The sequence below is a fragment of the Pseudomonas sp. GW821-FHT09C09 genome (assembly GCF_059418105.1).
Genome location: NZ_JBWKPF010000001.1, coordinates 1014007 through 1036025, shown reverse-complemented (window position 1 = coordinate 1036025; position 22019 = coordinate 1014007). Strand labels below are relative to the sequence as shown.

Genomic DNA, 22019 nt, shown 5'->3' with positions numbered 1-22019 from the left:
AGGCAGTGCAAAACCCTGTGGGAGCTGGCTTGCCAGCGATGCTTTTACTGCTTAGTTGGTCTGGGCTCCCTGGGCGATCCATGCACCGATCAGGTCACGTTCCTGCTGGGTCATCTGTGTGATGTTGCCCAGTGGCATGATCTGCGTGGTGATGGCTTGCGCCTGGATCCGCGCCGCGTTCTGGCGGATCTGCTCGGGGGTGTCGAACATCACACCGGCCGGGGCAGCGCTGAACAGCGGGCTGGTCGGTTTGGCCGAATGGCAGACCGCGCAGCGTTCCTGGATCACGTTGTGCACCTTGTCGAACGCTGGGCCGGCGTTGGACGCCTGAGCCGGAGCGGCGGCCGGTGCAGCAGGTGCAGCAGCAGCTGGTTGTGCCGCTTCAGCCGGTTTCGCGCCACCACCCAGGGCCGTTTCCGGCAGCGGCTGGTACTCGATTTTCGCAGGAGCCTTGGCCACGTCTGGCGCGGTCGGCATCGGCGCAGGGCCGGTGACGTAGGCCAGGGTGATCATGCCTACCGCTGCCACCGGCAGGGTCCAGGCAAACTTGTGGCTGTCGTGACGGGTGTTGAAGTAGTGACGCACCAACACCGCCAACACTGCGATCCCGGCCAGGATCAGCCAGTTGTACTGGCTGCCATAAGTGCTCGGGAAGTGGTTGCTGATCATGATGAACAGCACCGGCAGGGTGAAGTAGTTGTTGTGACGCGAACGCAGCAGGCCTTTGGCCGGCAGCGCCGGATCCGGCGTGCGGTTCTCGGCGATCGCGGCCACCAGTGCGCGCTGTGCCGGCATGATGATGCGGAACACGTTGCCGACCATGATGGTGCCGATGATCGCGCCGACGTGCAGGTACGCACCACGACCGCTGAACACCTTGCTGAAGCCAAACGCCGCGCCGATGATCAGCACGAACAGGATAAAGCCAAGCAGAGCAGGTTTCTTGCCGAGGGGCGAATCGCAGAGGAAGTCGTAGATGAACCAGCCGGCGATCAGCGAACCGATGCCGATGGCCACACCTTCAGGGCCGGTCAGGCCGCTGCCGGGTGCCACGAGGTAGAGCACGGGGTTGGAGTAGAACACCACGCACAGCAGCGCTATCCCCGACATCCAGGTGAAATAGGCTTCCCATTTGAACCAGTGCAGGTTCTCCGGCATCGACGGAGGGGCCAGTTTGTATTTTTCCAGGTGATAGATACCGCCGCCGTGGATCGCCCACAGATCACCGGCAAGACCGGTTTTCGGGTTGACGCGGTTGAGGTTGTTCTCCAGCCAGACGAAGTAGAACGACGCGCCGATCCAGGCCACGCCAGTGATCATGTGAACCCAGCGCACGCTCAGGTTCAGCCATTCCAACAGATGTGCTTCCACAGTCTTTACCTCTCGCCCGTCACTCTTGTTGTCGAGTGATCGGACCTTCTCTTATTGGTGGGGGGCGAGGATCAAACGCTCATCCTCTTTGAAAAAATGCTCATCGCAGTTATTGCCTGTGCCACTGCGATCAACCACCAGGAAGTCATCCCGCTTTTCGATCGTCAGCACCGGGTGGTGCCAGACGCCGCGATGGTAATTGATGCCCTGCCTGCCGTTGGTGACGAAGGCGCGGACCAAGCCTGATACAGGTACATCGCCAAGTGGCGCGACCACGATCAGAAAGGGGTTGCCGAGCAGCGGAATGAAAGCCTGGCTGCCCAGCGGATGGCGTTCCAGCATGCTTACGGTCAGCGGCATGTCCTGCGCGTCGGCGCGGAAGATGCTGATGATCGCGTTGTCCTCGGGCGTAGCGGTTTCGACCGTCGCCAGTTTGTGGAAGCGCATGGTCGAACCGTTGTTGATCATGAAGTGATCGCTGCCGTCGGTTTCGATCACGTCACCGAACGGGGCGAAGGCTTCTTTGGTCAGCGGTTCAATCGTCAATGTGCGCATGCTGTTCTTTTCCGAATTCTGTGTTGTTGGTTCTGCTTTGTGTAAGGAGGGAGCAAGCTCCCCCCTTACAGGATTCAACGCTTACTTGGCGACCTTGCCGAACAGGCGCAGGCGGCTCACACCACCGTCCGGGAATACGTTCAGACGGATGTGGGTGATCGGGCCCAGTGCCTTGATCTGCTCGACGAAGGTGTGTTCGGCGTGCATTTCCAGCTTCTGGCTCGGCAGCAGTTCGCGCCAGAACAGCGACTGGGTTTCGATCTGGCTGTCGGTGCCGCCTTTTACGAACGCGCCCTGGATCGAGCAGCTGTCCGGGTAGTTGCCCTTGAAGTGCAGGGTGTCGACGACGATTTTCTCGATCTCGCCCGGGTGGCCCAGTGCGACGATCACCCAGTCATTGCCTGGCGTGCGACGACGTGCGGTTTCCCAGCCGTCGCCCATGTTGATGCCACGGCCCGGGTTGAGGATGTTGCTCATACGGCCGAAGTGTTCGTCGGAGCAGGCGAGGGCGCGGCCACCGTTGAGGGCTGCAGCCAGGTCGACTTGCTCGTTGTCGCCAACTGCCGACCAGTCGCGGAACGGAATGCCGTACACGCGCAGACGGGCCACGCCGCCATCCGGGTAGATGTTGAAGCGCAGGTGGCTGAATGCCTTGTCGTTGCTGATTTCGTGGTAGTGGTGGCTGTTGCCTTGCAGCTCGACGGCCGACAGCACTTCGGTCCACTGGGTGTTTTCGTCCGGCTCGCCCGAGGCCAGGAAGCACGCTTCCAGCGAGGCCGATGGCGGGAAGTTGCCGGTGAAGAATGAAGTGTCGATGTCCACGCCTTTGATCGAACCCGGTACGCCCAGGCGGATTACCGCGCTGTCGTAGCCTTCGAAGCGCTTGCGGCGCGATTCCCAGCCGTCCATCCACTTGCCGTTGTCGTCGAACACGCCCTCCTTCCACACGGCCGGGGTCGGCTGAAACAGACGATTGGCGTCTGCGAACCAGTCATCGGTGACCGAGATGATTTTGGTGCCCAGACGGGCATCGGCCAGGTTGACGAACTTCTCGAAAGGTACGGCGTAAGCTTTCATTCTTCTTGTCTGCCTTTAAATAAGTGGCTTGGGATGCTTGCGAGGCCCTGGGCGTTCTCCGCGTCTGACACGCTCGGGCCAGGCTTGCTAGAGAGTCAGTAAACGGAACAGGGCAATCTTGTTGATCTCCGCCAGCGCACATTTGAACTCGGTGTCGACCGGGTTGTGAATGCGCGTTTCGAACGCCGCGAGGATCTGATGCCGGTTGCTGCCTTTTACCGCCATGATGAAGGGAAACTTGAACTTGGCCTTGTAGGCGTCGTTCAGCTCGGTGAAGCGAGAAAACTCTTCGGCCGTGCATTGGTGAATACCGGCGCCAGCCTGTTCATTGGTGCTGGCCTCGGTCAGTTGGCCCTGGACAGCGGCTTTGCCGGCCAGGTCCGGGTGAGCGTTGATCAGTGCCAGCTGACTGGCGTGATCGGCGCTCAACAGGATGTCGCTCATGCGCTGGTGCAGGGTTTCGATCTGGTCGATCGAGGCGTCCTGGCCCAGGTCGAAGGCCTTCTCGGCCACCCATGGCGAATGTTCGTAGATGTCGGCGAAGGCTTTGACGAAGGCGTCGCGGCTCAGGGTCGACGGTTTCAGGGTTTGAAAGGTGCTCATTTGGCAGCCCCTTGGTACGGGTGGGTTTCGTGCCAGTGACGGGCGATGTCGACGCGACGGCTGAACCACACCTGTTCATGACTTTTAGCGTATTCGATAAAGCGCTTGAGCGAAGCCAGACGCGCCGGACGGCCCACCAGACGGCAGTGCAGGCCGATCGACAGCATCTTCGGTGCTTCGGCGCCTTCGGCGTAGAGCACGTCGAACGCGTCTTTGAGGTATTCGAAGAAATCGTCACCCTTGTTGAAACCCTGGACCTGGGTGAAGCGCATGTCGTTGGTGTCCAGGGTGTACGGGATCACCAGGTGCGGCTTGCCGGTCGGGTTATTCGGTTCCCAGTAGGGCAGGTCGTCGTCATAGGTATCGCAGTCGTAAAGGAAACCGCCTTCTTCCATTACCAGACGACGGGTGTTCGGGCCGGTGCGACCGGTGTACCAGCCCAGCGGGCGTTCGCCGGTGAGTTCGGTGAGGATGCGGATCGCCTCGAGCATGTGCTCGCGTTCCTGGGCTTCGTCCATGTACTGATAGTCGATCCAGCGGTAGCCGTGGCTGCAGATCTCGTGACCGGCTTCGACCATCGCGCGGATCACGTCCGGGTGACGCTGGGCGGCCATGGCCACGGCAAAGATGGTCAGCGGAATGTCGAATTCCTTGAACAGTTTCAGGATCCGCCAGACGCCGGCACGGCTGCCATACTCGTAAAGCGATTCCATGCTCATGTTGCGCGCGCCTTGCAGCGGTTGAGCGGCAACCATTTCCGAGAGGAAGGCTTCCGACTCTTTGTCGCCGTGCAGGATGTTGCGCTCGCCGCCTTCTTCGTAATTGAGCACGAACGACAGGGCGATGCGGGCATTGCCCGGCCAGTGTGGGTGAGGAGGGTTACTGCCGTAACCGATCAGGTCGCGTGGGTAGTCAGCGCTCACTGCAGTCTTCCTTCTTATTCGTTGACAGATTGTGTGGCGCCCTGGAGGTCGGATGGCAGGCTGGCGTCACAGCGATGGGCTGATTGTATACAACTTTATTCTCAATTTGTAAGCCTGAATTTTCGCATTTTTCACCGGCTGTCATCTTTTGCTGTTAACGGCGTGAACCTGCAAGAAACCTGCCTGACCAGTCAGCTAATGGTTCAGGGGTTCAATGAATGCTTGCTTCTCGGGCAGATCCCCGGGAAATCGCGGGATGGCGGAGGTGAGCGGAAAAATGTCGTTTTTATTGTGTACAATTTTTTTGAAAAGTGTCTTAATCAGTCGCTCGCCGCAGCTTTTCGTGCTCCGAAACGGTGCGGTCTCCTTTCAACTGACTTCGGGAGGCGCGAAGTCTGACTGCTCCACGCAGGCAGGCGCGCAGAATCAATGGGACGTTTGACAACACACGTTTTGGACGCTGCACACGGTTGCCCGGGCAGCTCGATCAAGGTCGAGCTGTACCGCGTTGAAGGTTCGCACCTGGAATTGGTCGCCAGTGCGCTTACCAACAGCGATGGCCGGGTCGATGCGCCGCTGCTGCAAGGCGATGACTACCGTACCGGTGTCTATCAGGTTCAGTTCCACGCTGGCGATTACTACCGCGCCCGTGGCGTCCAGTTGCCTGAGCCGGCATTCCTGGACGTGGTGGTGCTGCGGTTCGGCATTTCTGCCGAACAGGATCACTACCACGTACCGTTGCTGATCTCGCCTTACAGCTATTCCACGTACCGGGGCAGCTGACCCCCAAGCAGCTGCCCCTGCCGGGAAGCGACTGCGCATATAGCTTCTTTGGTCTTTCGCCCGCTCACACTGCGGGCTTTTTTTCGCCTCGTCAAAAGCGTTCCGGATCACAGGTTCGCAAGCGTTCCGAGCCTCGACTCATCATCCCTGACGATGAAAATGCTGTCCGGTTGCGAAGCATGAATCTGAGATCCACCCTTGAGCCACGCAAGCCTTTTTTCGGCGTGCGCCTGGAGGATTTCCTGCAATGCCGGGTACCCGACCTGGGTGTTCAACCGGGCGTCGGCAGCATCGGGGCCGGAATTCAAAGGTTGATGAATTTTCTTGCCCCTGACGCGATGCAGGCTGATGAAAAAGACCAAGGGATGATTCTTCCGACGAAACACCAGGGCCGGAAAGGCATTCGAAGGCGTGGGCGTGAAAACGTCATAGCCCTGACGTTTCAGAATGTCTGCCATGAGCCGTTTGAGTTCGAGGCCGGTCTGTGTCGTTTTGAAATAGTCCCATTCCTGCTTCGTCAGGTCGAAGTCCAGTCGTTCAAGGGGGCCTTCCGGGGTCAGGGCTGGCAGGTTCAGGGTCCGGGCGAGTCCCGGACCGCTGCTGGACGTCGGGAGAGTCGGGAGCATCAGCAACGGATCGGCCAACTGAGGTCGAGGCGCGCTGTTGCCACTTTTCCAATCGTTGAACGTTTGCCTGAGGCGAGTCAGACCCACGCCGGTTGCAATATCCCCATCGTTGGCCAGTGCGAATTGATGTCTGGCCACCTTGTTCACCGAGGTCTCCGACAACAGTGGAAAATAAGTCGCGATGTACTGCTTCAGCGGGTGTTGAAAGGGCAGGTTTGGATCGATCTCCCACTGATTGGCAGGCGGAACACGGATCGCACCTCTGGGTTGCTGCATCAGGTCAGTGCCGAGGATGCGTTCCATGTAGTCGAAGTCATACACCCAGTGTTCCGGATTCTTGATGTAGACGATCGGGTGATCCGGGTCGGTACCGCGCGGCACAAGCAGAAACCGGATGCCATCGACTTCAATGCTGCCGATGGATGCCTGCTGGGGTGGCGCATCCCATTTCTTCCACGGGTCGGACCATTCCTCACCCGTCGCGGTGGAAGAGCGTTTGGGCGCGACAACGTCTTGCGGATCATCATCCGGGTTTCGCAGGCGCTTGAGCGTCAATCTGGAATCGCCGCCGCCGGCACTCTCGTCGCTGGGTTTCACGCGCCAGGTGAGGGTACCTTCCACCCGTTCGAGTCGCGGACCGGAAGGTCTGTAGTCGCTGTTCAATCTGGCCCGGAAATGGTTTTCCGAATCAATGCCCAGCAACACGGTTCCCCCTTCCTGAAGATCCACGAAGTGTCTCTGCGTCCCGAGTTCCCGAATGCCGGAAAGCGCATTCGGCTCCGGAAGTCTGGATAGCTGATTGGGTGCAAGGAAAAAGTGCTCGATCGGCGCATGGATTACGACAGGGGTGATATGGGTCTCGGCCGGAAGGTCGACGATCTCCAGAGGTGCATGCCGGGAGGCGCTTGATTGATCCGACGTCCTCAGGTGATCGACAGATACTCGGTCTTCGCCGTGGGGCGCGATGTTCAGCGGCAATCTGTGGAGTGCCGGAGGCCCGACGTCGGGAAGGGTGAAAGGCGTTTCGGGGGAGGTGGTCGATGCACCGGGTTTTATTGGGCGTTTGGGGCTCATGGGTATTTCACTCGCAAGGTCGATTCACGTTGATCTGGCCAGAAGAGGCTGGATGTTCGGTGAATCAACGCTGCGAGGTGCGGTACATATATCTATGCGCCAGGCGAAATATTGCCGGGTGTTGCCCGCTCTCGATGGCCTCAGTGACTGCTCAACAATGAGGCTGCGCCTGCGCCGCCAAACAGTCCGGCACTGATGCGGTTGAACCAGCTCTGGCCCTTGCCGCTGCGCAAGTAGCGCGCGGCACCGTGGGCGCCGAGGCCGTAGGTCAATTTGCACAGCAGATCAAGCACGGTCCAGGTCGCGATCATCACCAGCAGTTGTGGCAGAAACGGCTGTTCGGCGCTGAGGAATTGCGGCAGAAACGCGGCGAAGAACAGGATATCTTTCGGATTGCTGGCGCCCAGCATGAATGCACGTCCGAAGAGTGCACGAAAGCGTGGAACCGGTGCCGCCTGCGGCACTTCTGCGCCAACCGATGGCTGACGCGATTGCTGCCAGCTCTGCCAGGCGAGGTAGAACAGGTAAATTGCACCGACGATCTTCAGCGCGCTGAAGAGTTTTTCCGACGCCAGCAGCAGGGCGCCCAGCCCCAGTGCCGAAGCGCTGAGCAGGCAGATCGACGCACTGACACCACCCAGAAACGCCGGGTAAGAACGACGCAGACCGTAATTCAGACTGTTGCTGATCATCAGCAACGACAGTGGCCCCGGAATCAGGATCACCACCAGCGCAGCGCCGCTGAACAGCAGCCAGGTTTCCAGACTCATCACTTTCTCCTTTTTATCGTTATCAAGAATGTGCAAAAGCCCCACCCGCAAGGGTGAGGCTGTTTTGACGCTCGAACCGCGTGTCGCTTACAGAAAGATGAACTTGGCGATGAAGATCGCGCAGAGCACCCACAGGCTGACCGAAATCTCTTTGTACTTACCGGTGCCGGCCTTCAGCGCGACATAGGTAATGAAGCCCAGCGCGATACCGTCGGCGACCGAGAAGGTCAGTGGCATCATGATCGCGGTGACGATGGCCGGAATGCTGTCGGTCGCTTCGTCCCATTCGATGTGCGCCATGCCGCCCATCATCAGCATCGCTACATAAATCAGCGCGCCTGCAGTGGCATAGGCGGGAATCATGCCGGCCAGCGGGGCAAAGAACATCGCGGCTATAAATAGCACACCAACGGTCACTGCGGTAAGACCAGTCCGACCACCAGCGGCTACACCGGCGGCACTTTCCACGTAGCTGGTGACCGGCGGTACGCCGACCACTGCACCGAATACGCTGGAGGCGGAGTCGGCTTTCATGGCGCGGGAGAGGTTTTCGATGCGGCCGTCAGCGCCCACCAGATTGGCGCGCTGGGCAACGCCCATCAGGGTGCCGGCGGTGTCGAACATGTGCACGAAAAGGAAGGCCAGCACGACGCTGATCATGCTGACGTTGAACACGCCGGCGACGTTCATGGCCATGAAGGTCGGCGCCAGGCTTGGAGGAGTCGACATGATGCCCGAGTAGTGCACGATGCCCAGGCCCCAGCCTGCCAGGGTCACTGTGATGATGCTGATGAGGATTGCGCCAAATACCCTGTGGTAGCTGAGGATCGCGATCATCAGGAAGCAGATGGCGGCGAGCAGCGGGCCCGGTTCACGCAGCGAGCCGAGCTTGATCAGCGTGGCCGGGCTGTCGACGACGATACCGGCGGTTTTCAGGCCGATCAGCCCGAGGAACAGACCCACACCGGCACCCATCGCAAAGCGCAGGCTGACCGGGATGCTGTTGAGCAGCCATTCTCGGATCCGCGAAAAGGTCAGGATCATGAACAGCACGCCCGAGACGAACACCGCACCGAGGGCGGTTTCCCAGTTGTAGCCCATGGTGCCGACCACGGTGTAGGTGAAGAATGCGTTGAGGCCCATGCCCGGCGCCAGGCCCACCGGCCAGTTGGCGTACAGGCCCATCAGCAGGCAGCCCAGTGCGGCGGCGATGCAGGTGGCGACGAAGGCCGCACCGTGATCGATCCCGGCATCGGCCATGATGTTCGGGTTGACGAAAATGATGTAGGCCATGGTGATGAAGGTTGTCAGACCGGCGATCAGCTCGGTCTTCACCGTGGTGCCATGCAAGCTGAGTTTAAAGAGGCGTTCCAGCAGGCCATTGCGTAACGGCGGCGAGAGTTCCAGCGTCGATGCTTCGGATTTGCGGCTTTCCACAGCGAGTACTCCTCAAGAGTTTTATTGTTATTTCCAGGGCCGGACCCTATGAGGGGGTGGCAGCGGCCCTTTGAGGCATACGCGAATTTGTTGACCATGCGGTCAGGAACTCGCACGCAGTGGATTATGCTTTTGTATACAAATAAAGCAAATAATGTTTTTGGTTTTGTTGACGAAAGTTTTGAGGATCGCGCTATATCACTCGGCCGAGCGGTTTTTCCCCAGCGCCATATTCACCGCGAGCCAGCCGTTGACCGCCGTTTCTCCCGCTTCGGCAAACACCCGCTCCAGTAATTTCACCTGCTCGCGGCGCAATGCCTGTTCAAACTTCGCGCCTTCGACGGTCAACGTCAGAAGCCGTTTACGTTTGTCGTCTTCCGACGCCACGCTGTCCACCAGGTGCATTTCCTGCAGCTGACGCAACGGCATGTTCAACGCCTGTTTGCTCACACCGAGCAGCGCGAGCAACTCCTTGACGCTCAAATTCGGATAACGGGCGATGAAAAACACGATGCGTTGATGCACTCGGGACAGGCCGCGGCGCTCAAGCATTTCGTCAGCCTTGGCGGTAAACGCCTGGTAACCGAAGAAGAACGCTTCCATGGCTTGTTGTTGGCTGGCGCAGTTTTTAAGGTCAAGCATATTGACGCTTCCAGTGAGGGTGACGTAATTTCAGTCAACAAGTTTGACTCATTTTTCCCATGCCTCGCTAGCGGTGACTTCCATGGCTTTTTCCGAACGTGTGTCGCGTCTCAAAAGTTCTCTGATCCGTGAAATCCTTGCTGCGGCCCAGCGCCCGGAAGTCATGTCTTTCGCTGGCGGTCTGCCGGCTGAAGCCATGTTGCCGAAGGTCGAGTGGGCCGACATGCCGCTGACTCTCGGCCAGTACGGCATGAGCGAAGGTGAGCCTGCATTGCGCGAAGCCCTGGCGGCAGAGGCGAGGGCGCTGGGTTTGCCGTGTGAGGCGAGTCAGGTGCTGGTGGTCAGTGGTTCCCAGCAAACACTCGATCTGGCGGCCAAGCTGTACATCGACAAGGGCACCGAAATCCTGCTCGAAGCACCGACCTATCTGGCAGCGTTGCAGATTTTCCAGCTGTTCGGCGCCGATTGCCTGACTGTGCCACTGGAGGCTGACGGCCCAAACCTGGCGCAGTTGCGTCAACGCCTGGAGCAACATCATCCAGCGTTCATCTACCTGATCCCGACCTTCCAGAACCCGTCTGCCGTTCGTTACAGCGAAGCCAAGCGTGAAGCTGTTGCGGCGCTGCTTGACGAGTTCGGCGTGACCCTGATCGAAGACGAGCCTTACCGCGAACTGACCTTCGACGGCGGTAGCGCCCGACCAATCGCCGGACGCCTGAAGAAATCCAGCTGGATCTACACCGGCACCGTATCGAAAACCCTGTTGCCGGGTTTGCGCGTCGGCTACCTGATCGCGAGCCCGGATCTGTTCCCGCATTTGCTCAAACTCAAGCAGTCGGCGGATCTGCACACCAACCGTATCGGCCAATGGCAGGCGTTGCAGTGGATCGGCAGTGAGAAATATCAGCAGCACTTGAGTGAACTGCGTGGCTTCTACCGTCAGCGCCGTGACGCATTTCAAGCGGCGCTGGAAACTCACTTCGCCGATCTGGCGGACTGGAACACGCCGCAGGGCGGGCTGTTTTTCTGGCTGACCCTTAAACAGCCGTTGGACACGCGCACCTTGCTCAATACCGCGCTGGCCAACGATGTGGCGTTCATGCCGGGCGAGCCGTTCTTCCCCGAGCCGGATCGCAACCCCGGCCATCTGCGCCTGAACTTCAGTCACATTGACCCGGCCCGCCTGGACGAAGGGCTCAAGCGTCTGGCAGCGGTGGTGCGCCAGGCACAGGCCGCGCAGGCTGCATGAAAAAACCGGCCATCAGGCCGGTTTTTTTTGATTCAGACGGCGGCGAACCGCTTGTTCAGGTATTCGATGATCGTGTTGGACTCATACATCCAGGTGGTCTGGCCGTTCTCTTCGATGCGCAGGCACGGCACCTTGATCTTGCCGCCCTGTTCCAGCAGGGTCTGGCGATCCTGCTCGTTGTTCTTCGCATCCTTCAGGGCCACCGGAACGTTGAGGCGACGCAGGCTGCGGCGGGTCTTCACGCAGAACGGGCATGCGTGGAACTGATACAGGGTCAGGTCCTTGGCGGCGGCGTCAACCTGAGCCTGGGCAGCGGCGGGGCGCTGTTTCTTGCCCGGGCGGGTCAGGAAGTCAACGAAGATGATCAGTTGGCCGAGGCCGACACGAAGCGCTTTGACGAACACGTTACAAGCCTCACAGGGACATTGAAGAAGGCGCGCAGCTTACCCGATTTTTCACGGACGAAAAAAAACCGGCGATCAACGCCGGTTTTTTTTGCCATCAATTACTTGATCAGGCTGAGAAACTCGCTGCGGGTCGCCGCGTTTTCACGGAACTCACCGAGCATCACCGAAGTGATCATCGACGAATTCTGTTTCTCCACACCGCGCATCATCATGCACATGTGCTTGGCCTCGATCACCACGGCTACGCCCAGCGCGCCGGTGACCTGCTGGACCGCATCGGCGATCTGGCGGCTGAGGTTTTCCTGGATCTGCAGGCGGCGGGCGTACATGTCGACGATCCGCGCGACCTTCGACAGGCCCAGCACTTTGCCGCTCGGGATATACGCGACGTGGGCCTTGCCGATGAACGGCAGCAGGTGGTGTTCGCACAACGAGTAGAGCTCGATGTCCTTGACCAGCACCATTTCGCTGTTGTCGGAGCTGAACAGGGCACCGTTGGTGACCTCTTCGAGCGTCTGTTCATAACCGCGGCAGAGGTACTGCATGGCTTTGGCGGCACGCTTTGGCGTGTCGAGCAGGCCCTCGCGGGACACGTCCTCGCCCAGTTGGCCGAGAATCGCGGTGTAATTCTGTTCCAGGGACATGAAACTACCTGTGGGGATTTTCGCAAAGGGCAAGGGTACGGTGGCGGACACGACCCTGCAAGTTCGGTGTGACGGGATTATTCGTCGCGGCCTTCCATCATGGTGCGTTTGAGCATCACGTAAACCGCGCCGGCACCGCCGTGTCTGGCCTGGCACGAGCAGAAACCGAGCACTTGCGCATGCTGGCGCAGCCAGGTGTTGACATGGCTCTTGATCATCGGTCGTTTGCCGTCGAGTCGCACAGCCTTGCCGTGGGTGACGCGCACGCAGCGGATTTCGAACTTGGTCGCTTCGGCCAGAAACGCCCAGAGGGTTTCCCGGGCCTTTTCGACGCTCATGCCGTGCAGGTCGAGGCTGCCTTCGAACGGGATCTGCCCGATCTTGAGCTTGCGCATCTGGCTTTCCTGCACGCCGTCGCGGGCCCACATCAGCTCGTCTTCCGGCCCGACGTCGATCACGAACTGGTCGGACAGGCCGTCAACGGTAGTGGTTTCGGTGCGGATGGTCGCGGACTGGCGCAGCTTGGCGATTTGCGCGCGGTCAGTCTTGGGTTTGCCGGTGTCGGCGCGGTCGTGCTTGATCGGCTTGACGCCTTGGATCGCACTTTTGAACAGGGAAAAATCGTCGTCTTGCATATCAGCCTCCGCGAAGGGCGGCCAGTTTACCCAAACAGACACAAAACGGCCCGGCAAAAAGCCAGGCCGTCGATTCAGTCGTGTTTTTTCATCAGGTGCGGGGACATGTTCAGCTCCCGCGATTGCCGTGCGCGCCGCCGGCAACGACGCCACAGGGCCACGCCGAAATACAGGAACAACAGGCCGACGGCCAGAATGATCGCCGAGCCCGTCGGCGTCGCATTCAAGTCGCCGAGTGCCGGCGGATGCCCGATCAGGCTGGCAGCCCCGGCCATCGCCAACAGCACACCGAACGTCGCCAGAATGGCGGCGATCGCTGCGCCGAATCGAAAACGCCAGTTGCTTTGGCCTTTGGGCCGCAAGCGGCGTGCGTCAAATCCATCGGATAACTTCATTCCGACCTTCCTCAATGGGTATCGGCCCTTCGACCGGGAGTTGACCGGGTTGTTCCTGAGGCTAGGGTAATTGAAGCAAATGCGAGGCTTTTGCGGATGAGCGGCGGGCTGAGCCGCTCATTGGCGGTCGATCAGATCAGGTCATTGGTCAGCGCGAGGGTGGCGAAGTTGTCGGCCATGATCGCCATTTCCGCCTCCTGAACCTGTTCGGCACTGAGCACGCGACCCTTGAACGGCAGATCGCGGGTGGCGCAGGCGTCCTCGACCAGGGTGCAACGGAAACCCAGGTTTTTCGCGGCGCGCACGGTGGTGCTGACGCTGGAGTGGCTCATGAAACCGCAGACGATCAGGTCGAGCGAACCGAGGGTTTGCAGACGATCGTAGAGTTCGGTGCCGTGGAAAGCGCTCGGCAGCAGTTTGCCAATAATGGTTTCATCGCCCTGGGGTTCCAGGCCGGGGATGAATTCGCCGCGTTCGCCTTGCGGGTCGAACAGACCGCCGACGGTGCCGAGGTGGCGTACGTGCACGATCGGACGGCCGGCTGCGCGGGCGGCGGCAACCAGTTGTTTGATGTTCGCGACAGCCGCGTCCATGCCGCTCAGGGCCAGCGGGCCGCTGAGGTACTCTTTCTGGGCATCGATGATGACCACGGTGGCATGGCTCAACGTGGCCGCTGCGTAACCGCGACCGCTGAGTTGAAACATCGTTTTTGGAACGGACATTCTGGGGCTCCTTGGGGTGGGGCTTTTGCGACATTGTCCTCTGGCTGAGCGGTTCTGTGAATCGCTACCATCGTAGGCACCGTCGTTACTGGCCTGCAGCCTCGTCAAGTTACACGTTCTGTTCAATAGCCGATAAGGAATTCGGAACACTCCTACCGTCGGCCCGGGATTTTTCCTGCGTCGTCGTGGCGCGTTTTGGCTGGTAGAATCGCCAGTCGTTTTTTCTGGAGTTCTGCCCCGTGATCACTTCCCGACTTCGTACCCTGCGCGACCACATCCGTTGGGCCGTCAGCCGCTTCCATGGGGAGGATCTGTTTTTCGGCCATGGCACCGACAATGCCTGGGACGAAGCCCGGCAACTCGTGCTCGGTGCCTTGCACCTGCCATGGGAAATCGCCGACAGCTATCTGGACTGCGCGCTGGAAGACGACGAGCTGGTCAATCTGCAACGCCTGCTCAAGCGCCGCATCGAAGAACGCATTCCGACCGCTTACCTGTTGGGTGAGGCATGGTTCTGCGGCATGTCGTTCATCGTCGATGAGCGCGTACTCATCCCGCGTTCGCCGATTGGCGAGTTGATCGAAAACCGTTTTGCACCGTGGATCGGCGACGAACCGGCGCGGATTCTCGACCTGTGCACCGGCTCCGGTTGCATCGGTATCGCCTGCGCCTACGAGTTCCAGAATGCCGAAGTGGTGCTGGCGGACCTGTCGTTCGAAGCGCTGGAAGTGGCGAACCAGAACATCGAGCGCCATGGCGTCGATGAGCGCGTGTTCACCGTGCAGGGCGATGGTTTTGATGGTCTGCCGGGTCAACGTTTCGACCTGATCGTATCGAACCCACCCTACGTCGATGCGGAAGATTTCGCCGACATGCCCGACGAATACCAGCACGAGCCGGAACTGGGCTTGGCCTGCGGCGATGATGGTTTGAATCTGGTGCGCCGGATGCTCGCCGAAGCGGCGGATCATCTGACCGAGAAAGGTTTGCTGATCGTCGAGGTGGGCAACAGCCAGGTACACGTCGAAGCGCTGTACCCGGAAGTCGATTTCGCCTGGCTGGAATTCCAGCGCGGCGGGCATGGCGTGTTCATGCTGACCGCTGAACAGTGCCGCGATCATCAGGCCCTGTTCGCTTCCCGCGTCTGACCTGAACCGATCGTTCCCACCTCGGTGGGAACGATCATTGGCTTAGCGGTGCGTGGCAATCCAGATCAACAAACCGGCCTGGAATACCGCAAATGCCACCAGACACGTAATGGTGAAGCGCAAACCCGCGTCTTCACGCTTGAACTTGCTGACCTTGTCTTCCTGCTTCTTCAGCTTCACTTCCTGCTCGGCCAGGTTCTGCTCGGCCTGCTGCAACATCTGCGCGGCTTCGAGAATCTCGACGATCTGCAGCTTTTCGCTGTTCCAGTCGCCCAGCAAGTCACCGACCTGGACTTCCTTGACGCTACCCTTCAAATGCTGGGCGTCGGCGTACACCACATCAAAGCCATGCACGCGCAGAAAGTGATCGCGGCGCAGGCGTGTGTCTTCGTTCAGCGCGTCCTTGTTGTTCAAGTCCATGCCGTCGACGGTGTAGGTGGGCCAGCGCTTTTTCGCCCAGTTGATGCCTTGGGCAGCCATGAAGCGGCCGATGCCACGGTTCAGCGGTTCGATCTGCAAGCCGCTGTCGGGGCCGAAGTGCACGCGTTTGGTCTTGTGGTCGACCCACACGTCGAGCTGGTTCTGCTCTTTGCGCACACGCTGCGCGGGTAGTTTGATCGACATGCGCATCAGGCTGTGTTCTTTGCTGTTGCGCTCGGCGTAACCGAATTCGACGAAGCGCAACGGCCGCCCGCCGGTGTTGCGGTCGGTCTGCAGCGGCGCCAGGCGGAGCATCTTGTGGTGCTCGACGTGGACATCCGCCCATGGCAGCTCGACCGCTGGCGGTGCGTCTTTTTCAGCGGTGGTGTCGGGTGAAGTCTGGGTATCAGTCATAACGGCGAGATCCTGTCCAAGCTGCTTGCCGCCAGCCAGTACGCTGGCGACAAAGGCTTATCGGCCGTTTTTTTCAGGACTGGAGGGTGAAAAGACCTTAACGGGTGCGAAGTCCGTCAATAAATTCGAGGATTCGGGTCCCCAGCTCGGCTGCCAGAGGCAAATTCGGGTCCTTGTAGGAGGCCATTTGCCGCTTCACGTCGTTGGGCACGATGCGCATCACGTGGTTCATGCCTTCGATCAATGCCAGGGTCGCGTCGGGTTTTGCCGCCTTGAGCAGGTTGGCGTCATCGACCTGCACCTGAATGTCGTTGCTGCCCTGGACGATCAGGGCCGGCATTTTCAGTTGGGCGAAGGCAGCGGACGGATCCTGCCGGAACAGCGAAATCAGATACGGCTGCACGCTAGGGCGGAAAATTGCCTGCAACGGCGGTGGAACATTGTCGTCGGTGTGCCCGGCCTTGAGGCGGTCGAGCAGCTCATTGCTGCGCTGCATCAGTGGCGGTGGAAGGCTGCGCGCCAGTTGTCGGCGCAACACCTGATCGATTGGCCGGGCTGTGCCGGACAGCGAAATGACCGCCGCGGCGTCGACTTGCGGTGCGGCCAGGCTGGCAATCAGTGCGCCCTCGCTGTGACCCAACAGGATCAACGGGCCGAAACGCGGGTCAGCCTTGAGCTTCTGGCCCCAGGCCACGGCGTCCGCCACGTAGGCGTCCACCGACAAATTGCGCTCATCCGGCGTCGCGGCCAGGCTCGCGGCCACCCCGCGCTTGTCGAAACGCACGCTGGCGATATTGTGCTTGGCCAGCACCCAGGCCAGTCGCTTGAGGCTGTCGTTGCGCCCGCCATCGGGGTTGTTTCCGTCACGATCCGTAGGACCCGAGCCAGAAAGAATGAGGACAACCGGCACCGGATTGTCAGACTTTGGCAGCAACAGCGAGCCGAAAAGTTCGCCGCTGCCGGTGTCCAGAGTCACCGGACGTTGCAGGACAGTTGCCTGGACGAAGCCAGTAAACAGGGTAAGGCTCAAGATCAAAACTCGCAGCATCATCACGCCATCATTTGCAAAGGTGCCGGTTGGACTCACCAACACCGCCAAGGTTCGAGGATGAACTACTCGGTTAGCCTGCGTATACTGGCGCGCATCATGAATTTGGGTTTGATTTCACGGAGCGTCCTGCATGTCCGGCAATACCTACGGCAAGTTGTTCACTGTCACCACCGCGGGCGAAAGCCATGGTCCGGCGTTGGTCGCCATTGTCGACGGCTGCCCGCCGGGCCTGGAGATTTCCCTTGAGGACCTGCAACGCGACCTCGATCGCCGCAAGCCGGGCACCAGCCGCCACACCACCCAGCGCCAGGAAGCGGACGAAGTCGAAATCCTCTCCGGCGTGTTCGAGGGCCGCACCACCGGCTGCTCCATCGGCCTGCTGATCCGCAACACCGACCAGAAGTCCAAGGACTACTCGGCGATCAAGGATCTGTTCCGTCCGGCCCACGCCGACTACACCTACCACCACAAATACGGCGAGCGCGATTACCGCGGCGGCGGCCGCAGCTCGGCGCGGGAAACCGCCATGCGCGTGGCCGCCGGTGCGATTGCCAAGAAATACCTGGCGACCCAGGGCATCGTCATTCGCGGCTACATGAGCCAGCTCGGCCCGATCGAAATCCCGTTCAAGACCTGGGAATCGGTGGAGCAGAATGCCTTCTTCAGCCCGGACCCGGACAAGGTTCCGGAGCTGGAAGCCTACATGGACCAGTTGCGTCGCGATCAGGACTCGGTCGGGGCCAAGATCACCGTGGTTGCCGAAGGCGTGATGCCGGGCCTGGGCGAGCCGATCTTCGACCGTCTCGACGCCGAACTGGCCCACGCGCTGATGAGCATCAACGCGGTCAAAGGTGTGGAAATCGGCGCCGGTTTCGCTTCGGTCGCCCAGCGTGGCACCGAACACCGCGATGAAATGACCCCGGAAGGTTTCCTCAGCAACAACGCCGGCGGCATCCTCGGCGGCATCTCGTCCGGTCAGCCGATCGTCGCCCATCTGGCGCTGAAACCGACCTCGAGCATCACCACCCCGGGCCGTTCGATCGACATCGACGGCAACCCGGTCGAAGTGATCACCAAGGGCCGTCACGATCCGTGCGTCGGCATCCGCGCCACGCCGATTGCCGAGGCGATGATGGCCATCGTGCTGATGGATCACCTGCTGCGTCACCGTGGCCAGAACGCCGATGTGCGCGTGAAGACCCCGGTTCTGGGCCAGCTCTGATGGGTCAACTCACAGCCGCTGCGGTCTGACCGTGGCGGCGCTCCCGTACTGGCGGCTGTCCAGTTTCTATCTGTTCTATTTCGCCTTGCTCGGTTCGACGGCGCCGTTTCTGGCGCTGTACTTCGATCACCTTGGATTCAGCGCCGCGCGCATCGGCGAGCTGGTGGCGATTCCGATGCTGATGCGCTGCGTGGCGCCGAACATCTGGGGCTGGCTTGGTGACTACACCGGCAAACGCCTGGCCATCGTGCGCTTCGGCGCGGTGTGCACGCTGCTGACCTTCTCGTTGATTTTCGTCAGCAAGACTTACGCCTGGCTGGCGATGGTCATGGCGCTGCATGCGTTCTTCTGGCACGCGGTGTTGCCGCAGTTCGAAGTCATCACGCTTGCACATTTGCAGGGCCAGACCTCCCGTTACAGCCAGATCCGCCTATGGGGCTCCATCGGTTTCATCATCACCGTGGTCGCGCTCGGGCGATTGTTCGAATGGCTGAGCCTCGACATCTACCCGGCGGCGCTGGTGTTGATCATGGCCGGAATCGTGCTCAGCAGTTTGTGGGTGCCGAACGCGCAGCCGCCGCAGGGCAACCGGCCGACGGGGGAGGGGTTTCTCAAGCAGTTGCGCAGTCCCGGAGTGCTGGCGTTCTACGGTTGCGTGGCGCTGATGCAGATGAGCCACGGGCCGTATTACACCTTTCTGACCTTGCACCTCGAACGACTGGGTTACAGCCGTGGCGTGATCGGCATGCTCTGGGCCGTTGGCGTGGTGGCGGAAGTGCTGATGTTCATTGCCATGAGCCGGATCCTTGCGCGGTTTTCCCTGCGCCGCGTGCTGATGGCGAGTTTTCTGCTGGCGGCGTTGCGCTGGTTGCTGCTAGGTTCGTTCGCCGAATTCCTCTGGGTGCTGCTGTTTGCCCAGGTGCTGCACGCCGCGACATTCGGCAGCTTTCATGCATCTGCCATCGCGTTCGTGCAACGTAGCTTCGGCGCCCGTCAGCAAGGGCAGGGCCAGGCGTTGTACGCGGCACTGGCCGGCACCGGCGGTGCGCTGGGCGCGTTGTATTCCGGCTACAGCTGGAATGCCCTTGGCGCGACATTGACCTTTAGTATTGCCAGTCTCGCGGCGCTCGCTGCTGCCGTTATCATTGCCACACGTATGCAAGAGGACAGGCCATGAGCCTTACGCGTGAACAGCTTGCCCAGCAAATCGTCGACGCCGGGCGTTTTCTTTACGGTCGCGGCTGGTCGCCGGCCACCAGCAGCAACTATTCGACGCGCCTGTCGCCGAGCGAAGCGCTGCTGACCGTGTCCGGCAAGCACAAGGGCCAGTTGGGTCTGGACGACGTGCTTGCCACCGACTTGTCCGGCAACAGCCTGGAACCGGGCAAAAAGCCGTCCGCCGAAACCCTGCTGCACACCCAGCTTTATAGCTGGCGCCCGGAGATCGGCGCCGTGCTGCACACCCACTCGGTGAACGCCACGGTGCTGTCGCGCCTGACGCCGGAAGACTTCATCGAGTTCGAAGACTACGAATTGCAAAAAGCCTTCAGCGGCATTTCGACCCACGAATCCCGGGTGCGTGTGCCGATCTTCGACAACGATCAGGACATTGCACGCCTCGCCGCCAAGGTGCAGCCTTGGCTCGACGCCCATCCCGATTGCGTTGGTTATCTGATTCGCGGCCACGGCCTCTACACCTGGGGCGCACAGATGAGTGACGCGTTGCGCCAGATCGAAGCCTTTGAATTCCTGTTTGAATGCGAGTTGAAGACCCGCAGCGTCATGAACCGCCAAGGCTGACTTCACCAGAACCAGCCCATTTGCCTGATGAATGCAGTGCCCGACCGGTCTCGAAGAACCGGACGGCAAGGCCGATACCGAGGAATTGCCCCATGAGCAGCCTGTCCGTCTATCACGTTTCCAGCCCTGAAATTCCGAACAAGGTGCTGACCCATTTCGAAGACATCGCCTCGACCCTGGCCGAGCAGGGCGTGCGCTTCGACCGCTGGCAAGCCGCCGCGAAGATCCAGCCCGGTGCCAGCCAGGAAGAAGTGATCGGCGCCTATAAAGAACAGATCGACAAACTGATGACCGAGCGCGGTTACATCACCGTCGATGTGGTCAGCCTCAACAGCGATCACCCGCAAAAAGCCGAGCTGCGTGCCAAGTTCCTCGAAGAACATCGCCATGGTGAAGACGAAGTACGCTTTTTCGTTGCCGGCCGTGGCCTGTTTACCCTGCACATCGACGATTACGTCTACGCCGTGCTGTGCGAGAAGAACGACCTGATTTCGGTGCCGGCGGGCACTAAACACTGGTTCGACATGGGCGAGAACCCGCACTTTGTCGCAATCCGCCTGTTCAACAACCCTGAAGGCTGGGTTGCCAATTTCACCGGCGAAGACATTGCCGGTCGCTTCCCGCGTCTGGAGGACTGAGCCGATGTCGATCAAGGTCATCCTCACCGATATCGAAGGCACCACCAGCGCGGTGAGTTTTGTGTTTGACGTGCTGTTCCCGTATGCGGCGAAACACCTGCCAGACTTCGTTCGCCAGAACGCCACGCGCGCCGATGTCGCCGAGCAACTGGACGCCGTGCGTCGCGACAGCAACGAACCGCAGGCCGACGTTGAACGGGTCGTGGAAATTTTGCTGGCCTGGATCGCCGAAGACCGCAAAGCCACGCCGCTGAAAGCGTTGCAGGGCATGGTCTGGGAACAGGGATATCAGGCCGGGCAGTTGAAAGGCCATGTTTATCCGGACGCTGTCGAAGCGCTCCAGCACTGGCATCAGGCCGGGTATCAACTGTTTGTTTACTCGTCCGGCTCGATCCAGGCCCAGAAGCTGATCTTCGGCTGCTCGGAAGCCGGGGATCTGACGCCGCTGTTCAGCGGTTACTTCGACACCACGTCGGGCCCCAAGCGCGAAGCGCAGTCCTACAGCAATATTCAGCAGGCCATCGGGGTCGAGCCGCAGGAAATCCTGTTCCTGTCCGACATCGTGCAAGAACTCGACGCCGCTCAGACCGCCGGCCTGCAAACCTGCGGTCTGGCCCGCGAGGGCGGTGAGCTGGAAGGGCATGTGACCGTCGACAGCTTTACCGGGATCGAACCGGAAGCGTTCTGATTCCACCCATCGACGCGCAAAAAAAACAGGCCGTGAAGCGAAAGCTCCACGGCCTGTTTGTTTATGGGGTGTTCGTATTACATCGAGTGATAAGTCGGCAGGGCAAAACGCTGCTGGCTTTGCAGCATGCCGATCTGCGGCAGCTCGCTGGCCTGTTCCGCCAGGTCACGGCGAATCGCGCTGATCGCCCACGACAGTTGGTCGCCGGCATGCAATTGCTGATAGGTGAGGGCACGTTTGAACACTTTGCCGTCGGCGCTCTTCAGCGTCAGCAGGATCCCGCCATCGGGACGCGGTTGGGTGGTAACTGCGAAGTTGGAGAACAGGGAGGTAAATTTTTCTTGGATCAGGCTCATGTCTTTCAGCTCCGTATGCACTTGAATGGCAAGCATGCGGAGGAGGTTGCAGCGATTGTGCCAGTATTTTGTTTTTATAAATTCCTTATAAATCAACAAGTTATAAATTATGCAAATTCAGCTCGTCGTGCATTCTGCATGAATGGCCATCGTGCATCCTGCATTTTGCGGGATCGCTGTCGATCCGATGGAACCATTCCCTGCGGCCGCAATCACCTTTCGCCTTGTAGCGCTGGCGGATACAAAACATTGCAAAAACCGCGTGTACAGCCCGAGAAGCCCTGACGTATTTTCGGCCTCGACCCTCGCTCGAGAAGCGCCGGTTGCCTCACTCGATTGCCCGACAATAAAAATCCGGCCTGCACGTCA

At 60.1% G+C, this 22019-nt stretch carries 25 protein-coding genes; 8 read left to right on the top strand and 17 right to left on the bottom strand.

Annotation, left to right across the window (positions count from 1 at the left end; genetic code table 11):
• Positions 1-51: 51 nt before the first annotated feature.
• The 5 genes from AC07NR_RS04870 to puuE form a co-directional block, all read right to left on the bottom strand.
• Positions 52-1371, bottom strand: a complete 1320-nt coding sequence (locus tag AC07NR_RS04870; protein ID WP_495077923.1) for a urate hydroxylase PuuD — start codon at positions 1369-1371, stop codon at positions 52-54.
• A 51-nt stretch (positions 1372-1422) separates the two neighbouring features.
• Positions 1423-1926 (bottom strand): ureidoglycolate lyase, encoded by a 504-nt coding sequence (locus AC07NR_RS04865; protein ID WP_027613342.1) that lies wholly within the window; start codon positions 1924-1926, stop codon positions 1423-1425.
• A gap of 81 nt (positions 1927-2007) precedes the next feature.
• Positions 2008-3003, bottom strand: a complete 996-nt coding sequence (alc, locus tag AC07NR_RS04860) for an allantoicase (protein ID WP_085710633.1) — start codon at positions 3001-3003, stop codon at positions 2008-2010.
• A gap of 87 nt (positions 3004-3090) precedes the next feature.
• Positions 3091-3606, bottom strand: coding sequence for a 2-oxo-4-hydroxy-4-carboxy-5-ureidoimidazoline decarboxylase (gene uraD, locus AC07NR_RS04855; RefSeq protein ID WP_085710634.1), 516 nt, complete (start codon positions 3604-3606; stop codon positions 3091-3093).
• On the bottom strand, positions 3603-4529 hold the full coding sequence (gene puuE / locus AC07NR_RS04850; RefSeq protein WP_007960032.1) for an allantoinase PuuE: 927 nt from the start codon (positions 4527-4529) through the stop codon (positions 3603-3605). The genes uraD and puuE overlap by 4 nt, the downstream gene beginning before the upstream one ends.
• Before the next feature lie 429 nt (positions 4530-4958).
• Here puuE and uraH point away from each other — a divergent pair, with 429 nt between their 5' ends.
• Entirely contained in the window at positions 4959-5312 is a 354-nt protein-coding gene (gene uraH, locus AC07NR_RS04845) for a hydroxyisourate hydrolase (protein WP_011333195.1), read from the top strand.
• A gap of 107 nt (positions 5313-5419) precedes the next feature.
• On the opposite strand, the gene AC07NR_RS04840 is transcribed toward uraH, so the two are convergent.
• The 4 genes from AC07NR_RS04840 to AC07NR_RS04825 form a co-directional block, all read right to left on the bottom strand.
• Complete coding sequence (locus AC07NR_RS04840; RefSeq protein ID WP_495077922.1) at positions 5420-7012, bottom strand: hypothetical protein; 1593 nt, start codon at positions 7010-7012, stop codon at positions 5420-5422.
• Positions 7013-7152: 140 nt separating this feature from the next.
• Positions 7153-7782: a LysE family translocator gene (locus AC07NR_RS04835; RefSeq protein ID WP_134825967.1), complete on the bottom strand. Its 630-nt coding sequence runs from the start codon at positions 7780-7782 to the stop codon at positions 7153-7155.
• 87 nt (positions 7783-7869) lie between these two features.
• Positions 7870-9219: an NCS2 family permease gene (locus AC07NR_RS04830; RefSeq protein WP_114881997.1), complete on the bottom strand. Its 1350-nt coding sequence runs from the start codon at positions 9217-9219 to the stop codon at positions 7870-7872.
• Positions 9220-9417: 198 nt separating this feature from the next.
• Positions 9418-9861 carry a MarR family winged helix-turn-helix transcriptional regulator gene (locus tag AC07NR_RS04825; protein WP_495077921.1) on the bottom strand — a complete coding sequence of 148 codons (444 nt, stop codon included), beginning with the start codon at positions 9859-9861 and terminating at the stop codon, positions 9418-9420.
• Positions 9862-9943: 82 nt separating this feature from the next.
• On the opposite strand from AC07NR_RS04825, the gene AC07NR_RS04820 reads away from it, so the two are divergent.
• Positions 9944-11110, top strand: a complete 1167-nt coding sequence (locus AC07NR_RS04820) for an aminotransferase-like domain-containing protein (RefSeq protein WP_495077920.1) — start codon at positions 9944-9946, stop codon at positions 11108-11110.
• A gap of 32 nt (positions 11111-11142) precedes the next feature.
• On the opposite strand, the gene AC07NR_RS04815 is transcribed toward AC07NR_RS04820, so the two are convergent.
• From AC07NR_RS04815 to AC07NR_RS04795, 5 genes are all read right to left on the bottom strand, one after another.
• Complete coding sequence (locus AC07NR_RS04815; RefSeq protein WP_007960011.1) at positions 11143-11514, bottom strand: glutathione S-transferase N-terminal domain-containing protein; 372 nt, start codon at positions 11512-11514, stop codon at positions 11143-11145.
• A gap of 101 nt (positions 11515-11615) precedes the next feature.
• Positions 11616-12161 (bottom strand): GTP cyclohydrolase I FolE, encoded by a 546-nt coding sequence (folE, locus tag AC07NR_RS04810; protein WP_003204506.1) that lies wholly within the window; start codon positions 12159-12161, stop codon positions 11616-11618.
• Positions 12162-12238: 77 nt separating this feature from the next.
• Complete coding sequence (locus tag AC07NR_RS04805; RefSeq protein ID WP_423205194.1) at positions 12239-12796, bottom strand: Smr/MutS family protein; 558 nt, start codon at positions 12794-12796, stop codon at positions 12239-12241.
• 74 nt (positions 12797-12870) lie between these two features.
• Positions 12871-13191 (bottom strand): hypothetical protein, encoded by a 321-nt coding sequence (locus AC07NR_RS04800; RefSeq protein WP_085710641.1) that lies wholly within the window; start codon positions 13189-13191, stop codon positions 12871-12873.
• A gap of 131 nt (positions 13192-13322) precedes the next feature.
• Positions 13323-13913, bottom strand: a complete 591-nt coding sequence (locus tag AC07NR_RS04795; protein ID WP_085732351.1) for a cysteine hydrolase family protein — start codon at positions 13911-13913, stop codon at positions 13323-13325.
• Between the two features lie 239 nt (positions 13914-14152).
• Here AC07NR_RS04795 and prmB point away from each other — a divergent pair, with 239 nt between their 5' ends.
• Positions 14153-15061: a 50S ribosomal protein L3 N(5)-glutamine methyltransferase gene (gene prmB / locus AC07NR_RS04790; RefSeq protein WP_085710643.1), complete on the top strand. Its 909-nt coding sequence runs from the start codon at positions 14153-14155 to the stop codon at positions 15059-15061.
• Positions 15062-15103: 42 nt separating this feature from the next.
• Here prmB and AC07NR_RS04785 read toward each other — a convergent pair whose 3' ends face one another.
• Complete coding sequence (locus AC07NR_RS04785) at positions 15104-15895, bottom strand: hypothetical protein (RefSeq protein WP_096822947.1); 792 nt, start codon at positions 15893-15895, stop codon at positions 15104-15106.
• A 97-nt stretch (positions 15896-15992) separates the two neighbouring features.
• Positions 15993-16946, bottom strand: coding sequence for an alpha/beta hydrolase (locus AC07NR_RS04780; protein ID WP_495077919.1), 954 nt, complete (start codon positions 16944-16946; stop codon positions 15993-15995).
• Positions 16947-17076: 130 nt separating this feature from the next.
• On the opposite strand from AC07NR_RS04780, the gene aroC reads away from it, so the two are divergent.
• The 5 genes from aroC (at position 17077) to mtnC (ending at position 21294) form a co-directional block, all read left to right on the top strand.
• Positions 17077-18168 carry a chorismate synthase gene (gene aroC / locus AC07NR_RS04775; protein ID WP_495077918.1) on the top strand — a complete coding sequence of 364 codons (1092 nt, stop codon included), beginning with the start codon at positions 17077-17079 and terminating at the stop codon, positions 18166-18168.
• A gap of 31 nt (positions 18169-18199) precedes the next feature.
• Positions 18200-19345, top strand: a complete 1146-nt coding sequence (locus tag AC07NR_RS04770) for an MFS transporter (RefSeq protein WP_495077917.1) — start codon at positions 18200-18202, stop codon at positions 19343-19345.
• Positions 19342-19968 (top strand): methylthioribulose 1-phosphate dehydratase, encoded by a 627-nt coding sequence (locus tag AC07NR_RS04765; RefSeq protein ID WP_085710648.1) that lies wholly within the window; start codon positions 19342-19344, stop codon positions 19966-19968. The genes AC07NR_RS04770 and AC07NR_RS04765 overlap by 4 nt, the downstream gene beginning before the upstream one ends.
• Before the next feature lie 92 nt (positions 19969-20060).
• Positions 20061-20606 (top strand): 1,2-dihydroxy-3-keto-5-methylthiopentene dioxygenase, encoded by a 546-nt coding sequence (locus AC07NR_RS04760; protein WP_085710649.1) that lies wholly within the window; start codon positions 20061-20063, stop codon positions 20604-20606.
• A 4-nt stretch (positions 20607-20610) separates the two neighbouring features.
• Entirely contained in the window at positions 20611-21294 is a 684-nt protein-coding gene (gene mtnC / locus AC07NR_RS04755; protein ID WP_423205198.1) for an acireductone synthase, read from the top strand.
• A 77-nt stretch (positions 21295-21371) separates the two neighbouring features.
• Here the strand turns inward: mtnC and AC07NR_RS04750 are convergent, their stop codons facing one another.
• Positions 21372-21650 (bottom strand): DUF3509 domain-containing protein, encoded by a 279-nt coding sequence (locus tag AC07NR_RS04750; protein ID WP_085710651.1) that lies wholly within the window; start codon positions 21648-21650, stop codon positions 21372-21374.
• Positions 21651-22019 lie beyond the last annotated feature (369 nt).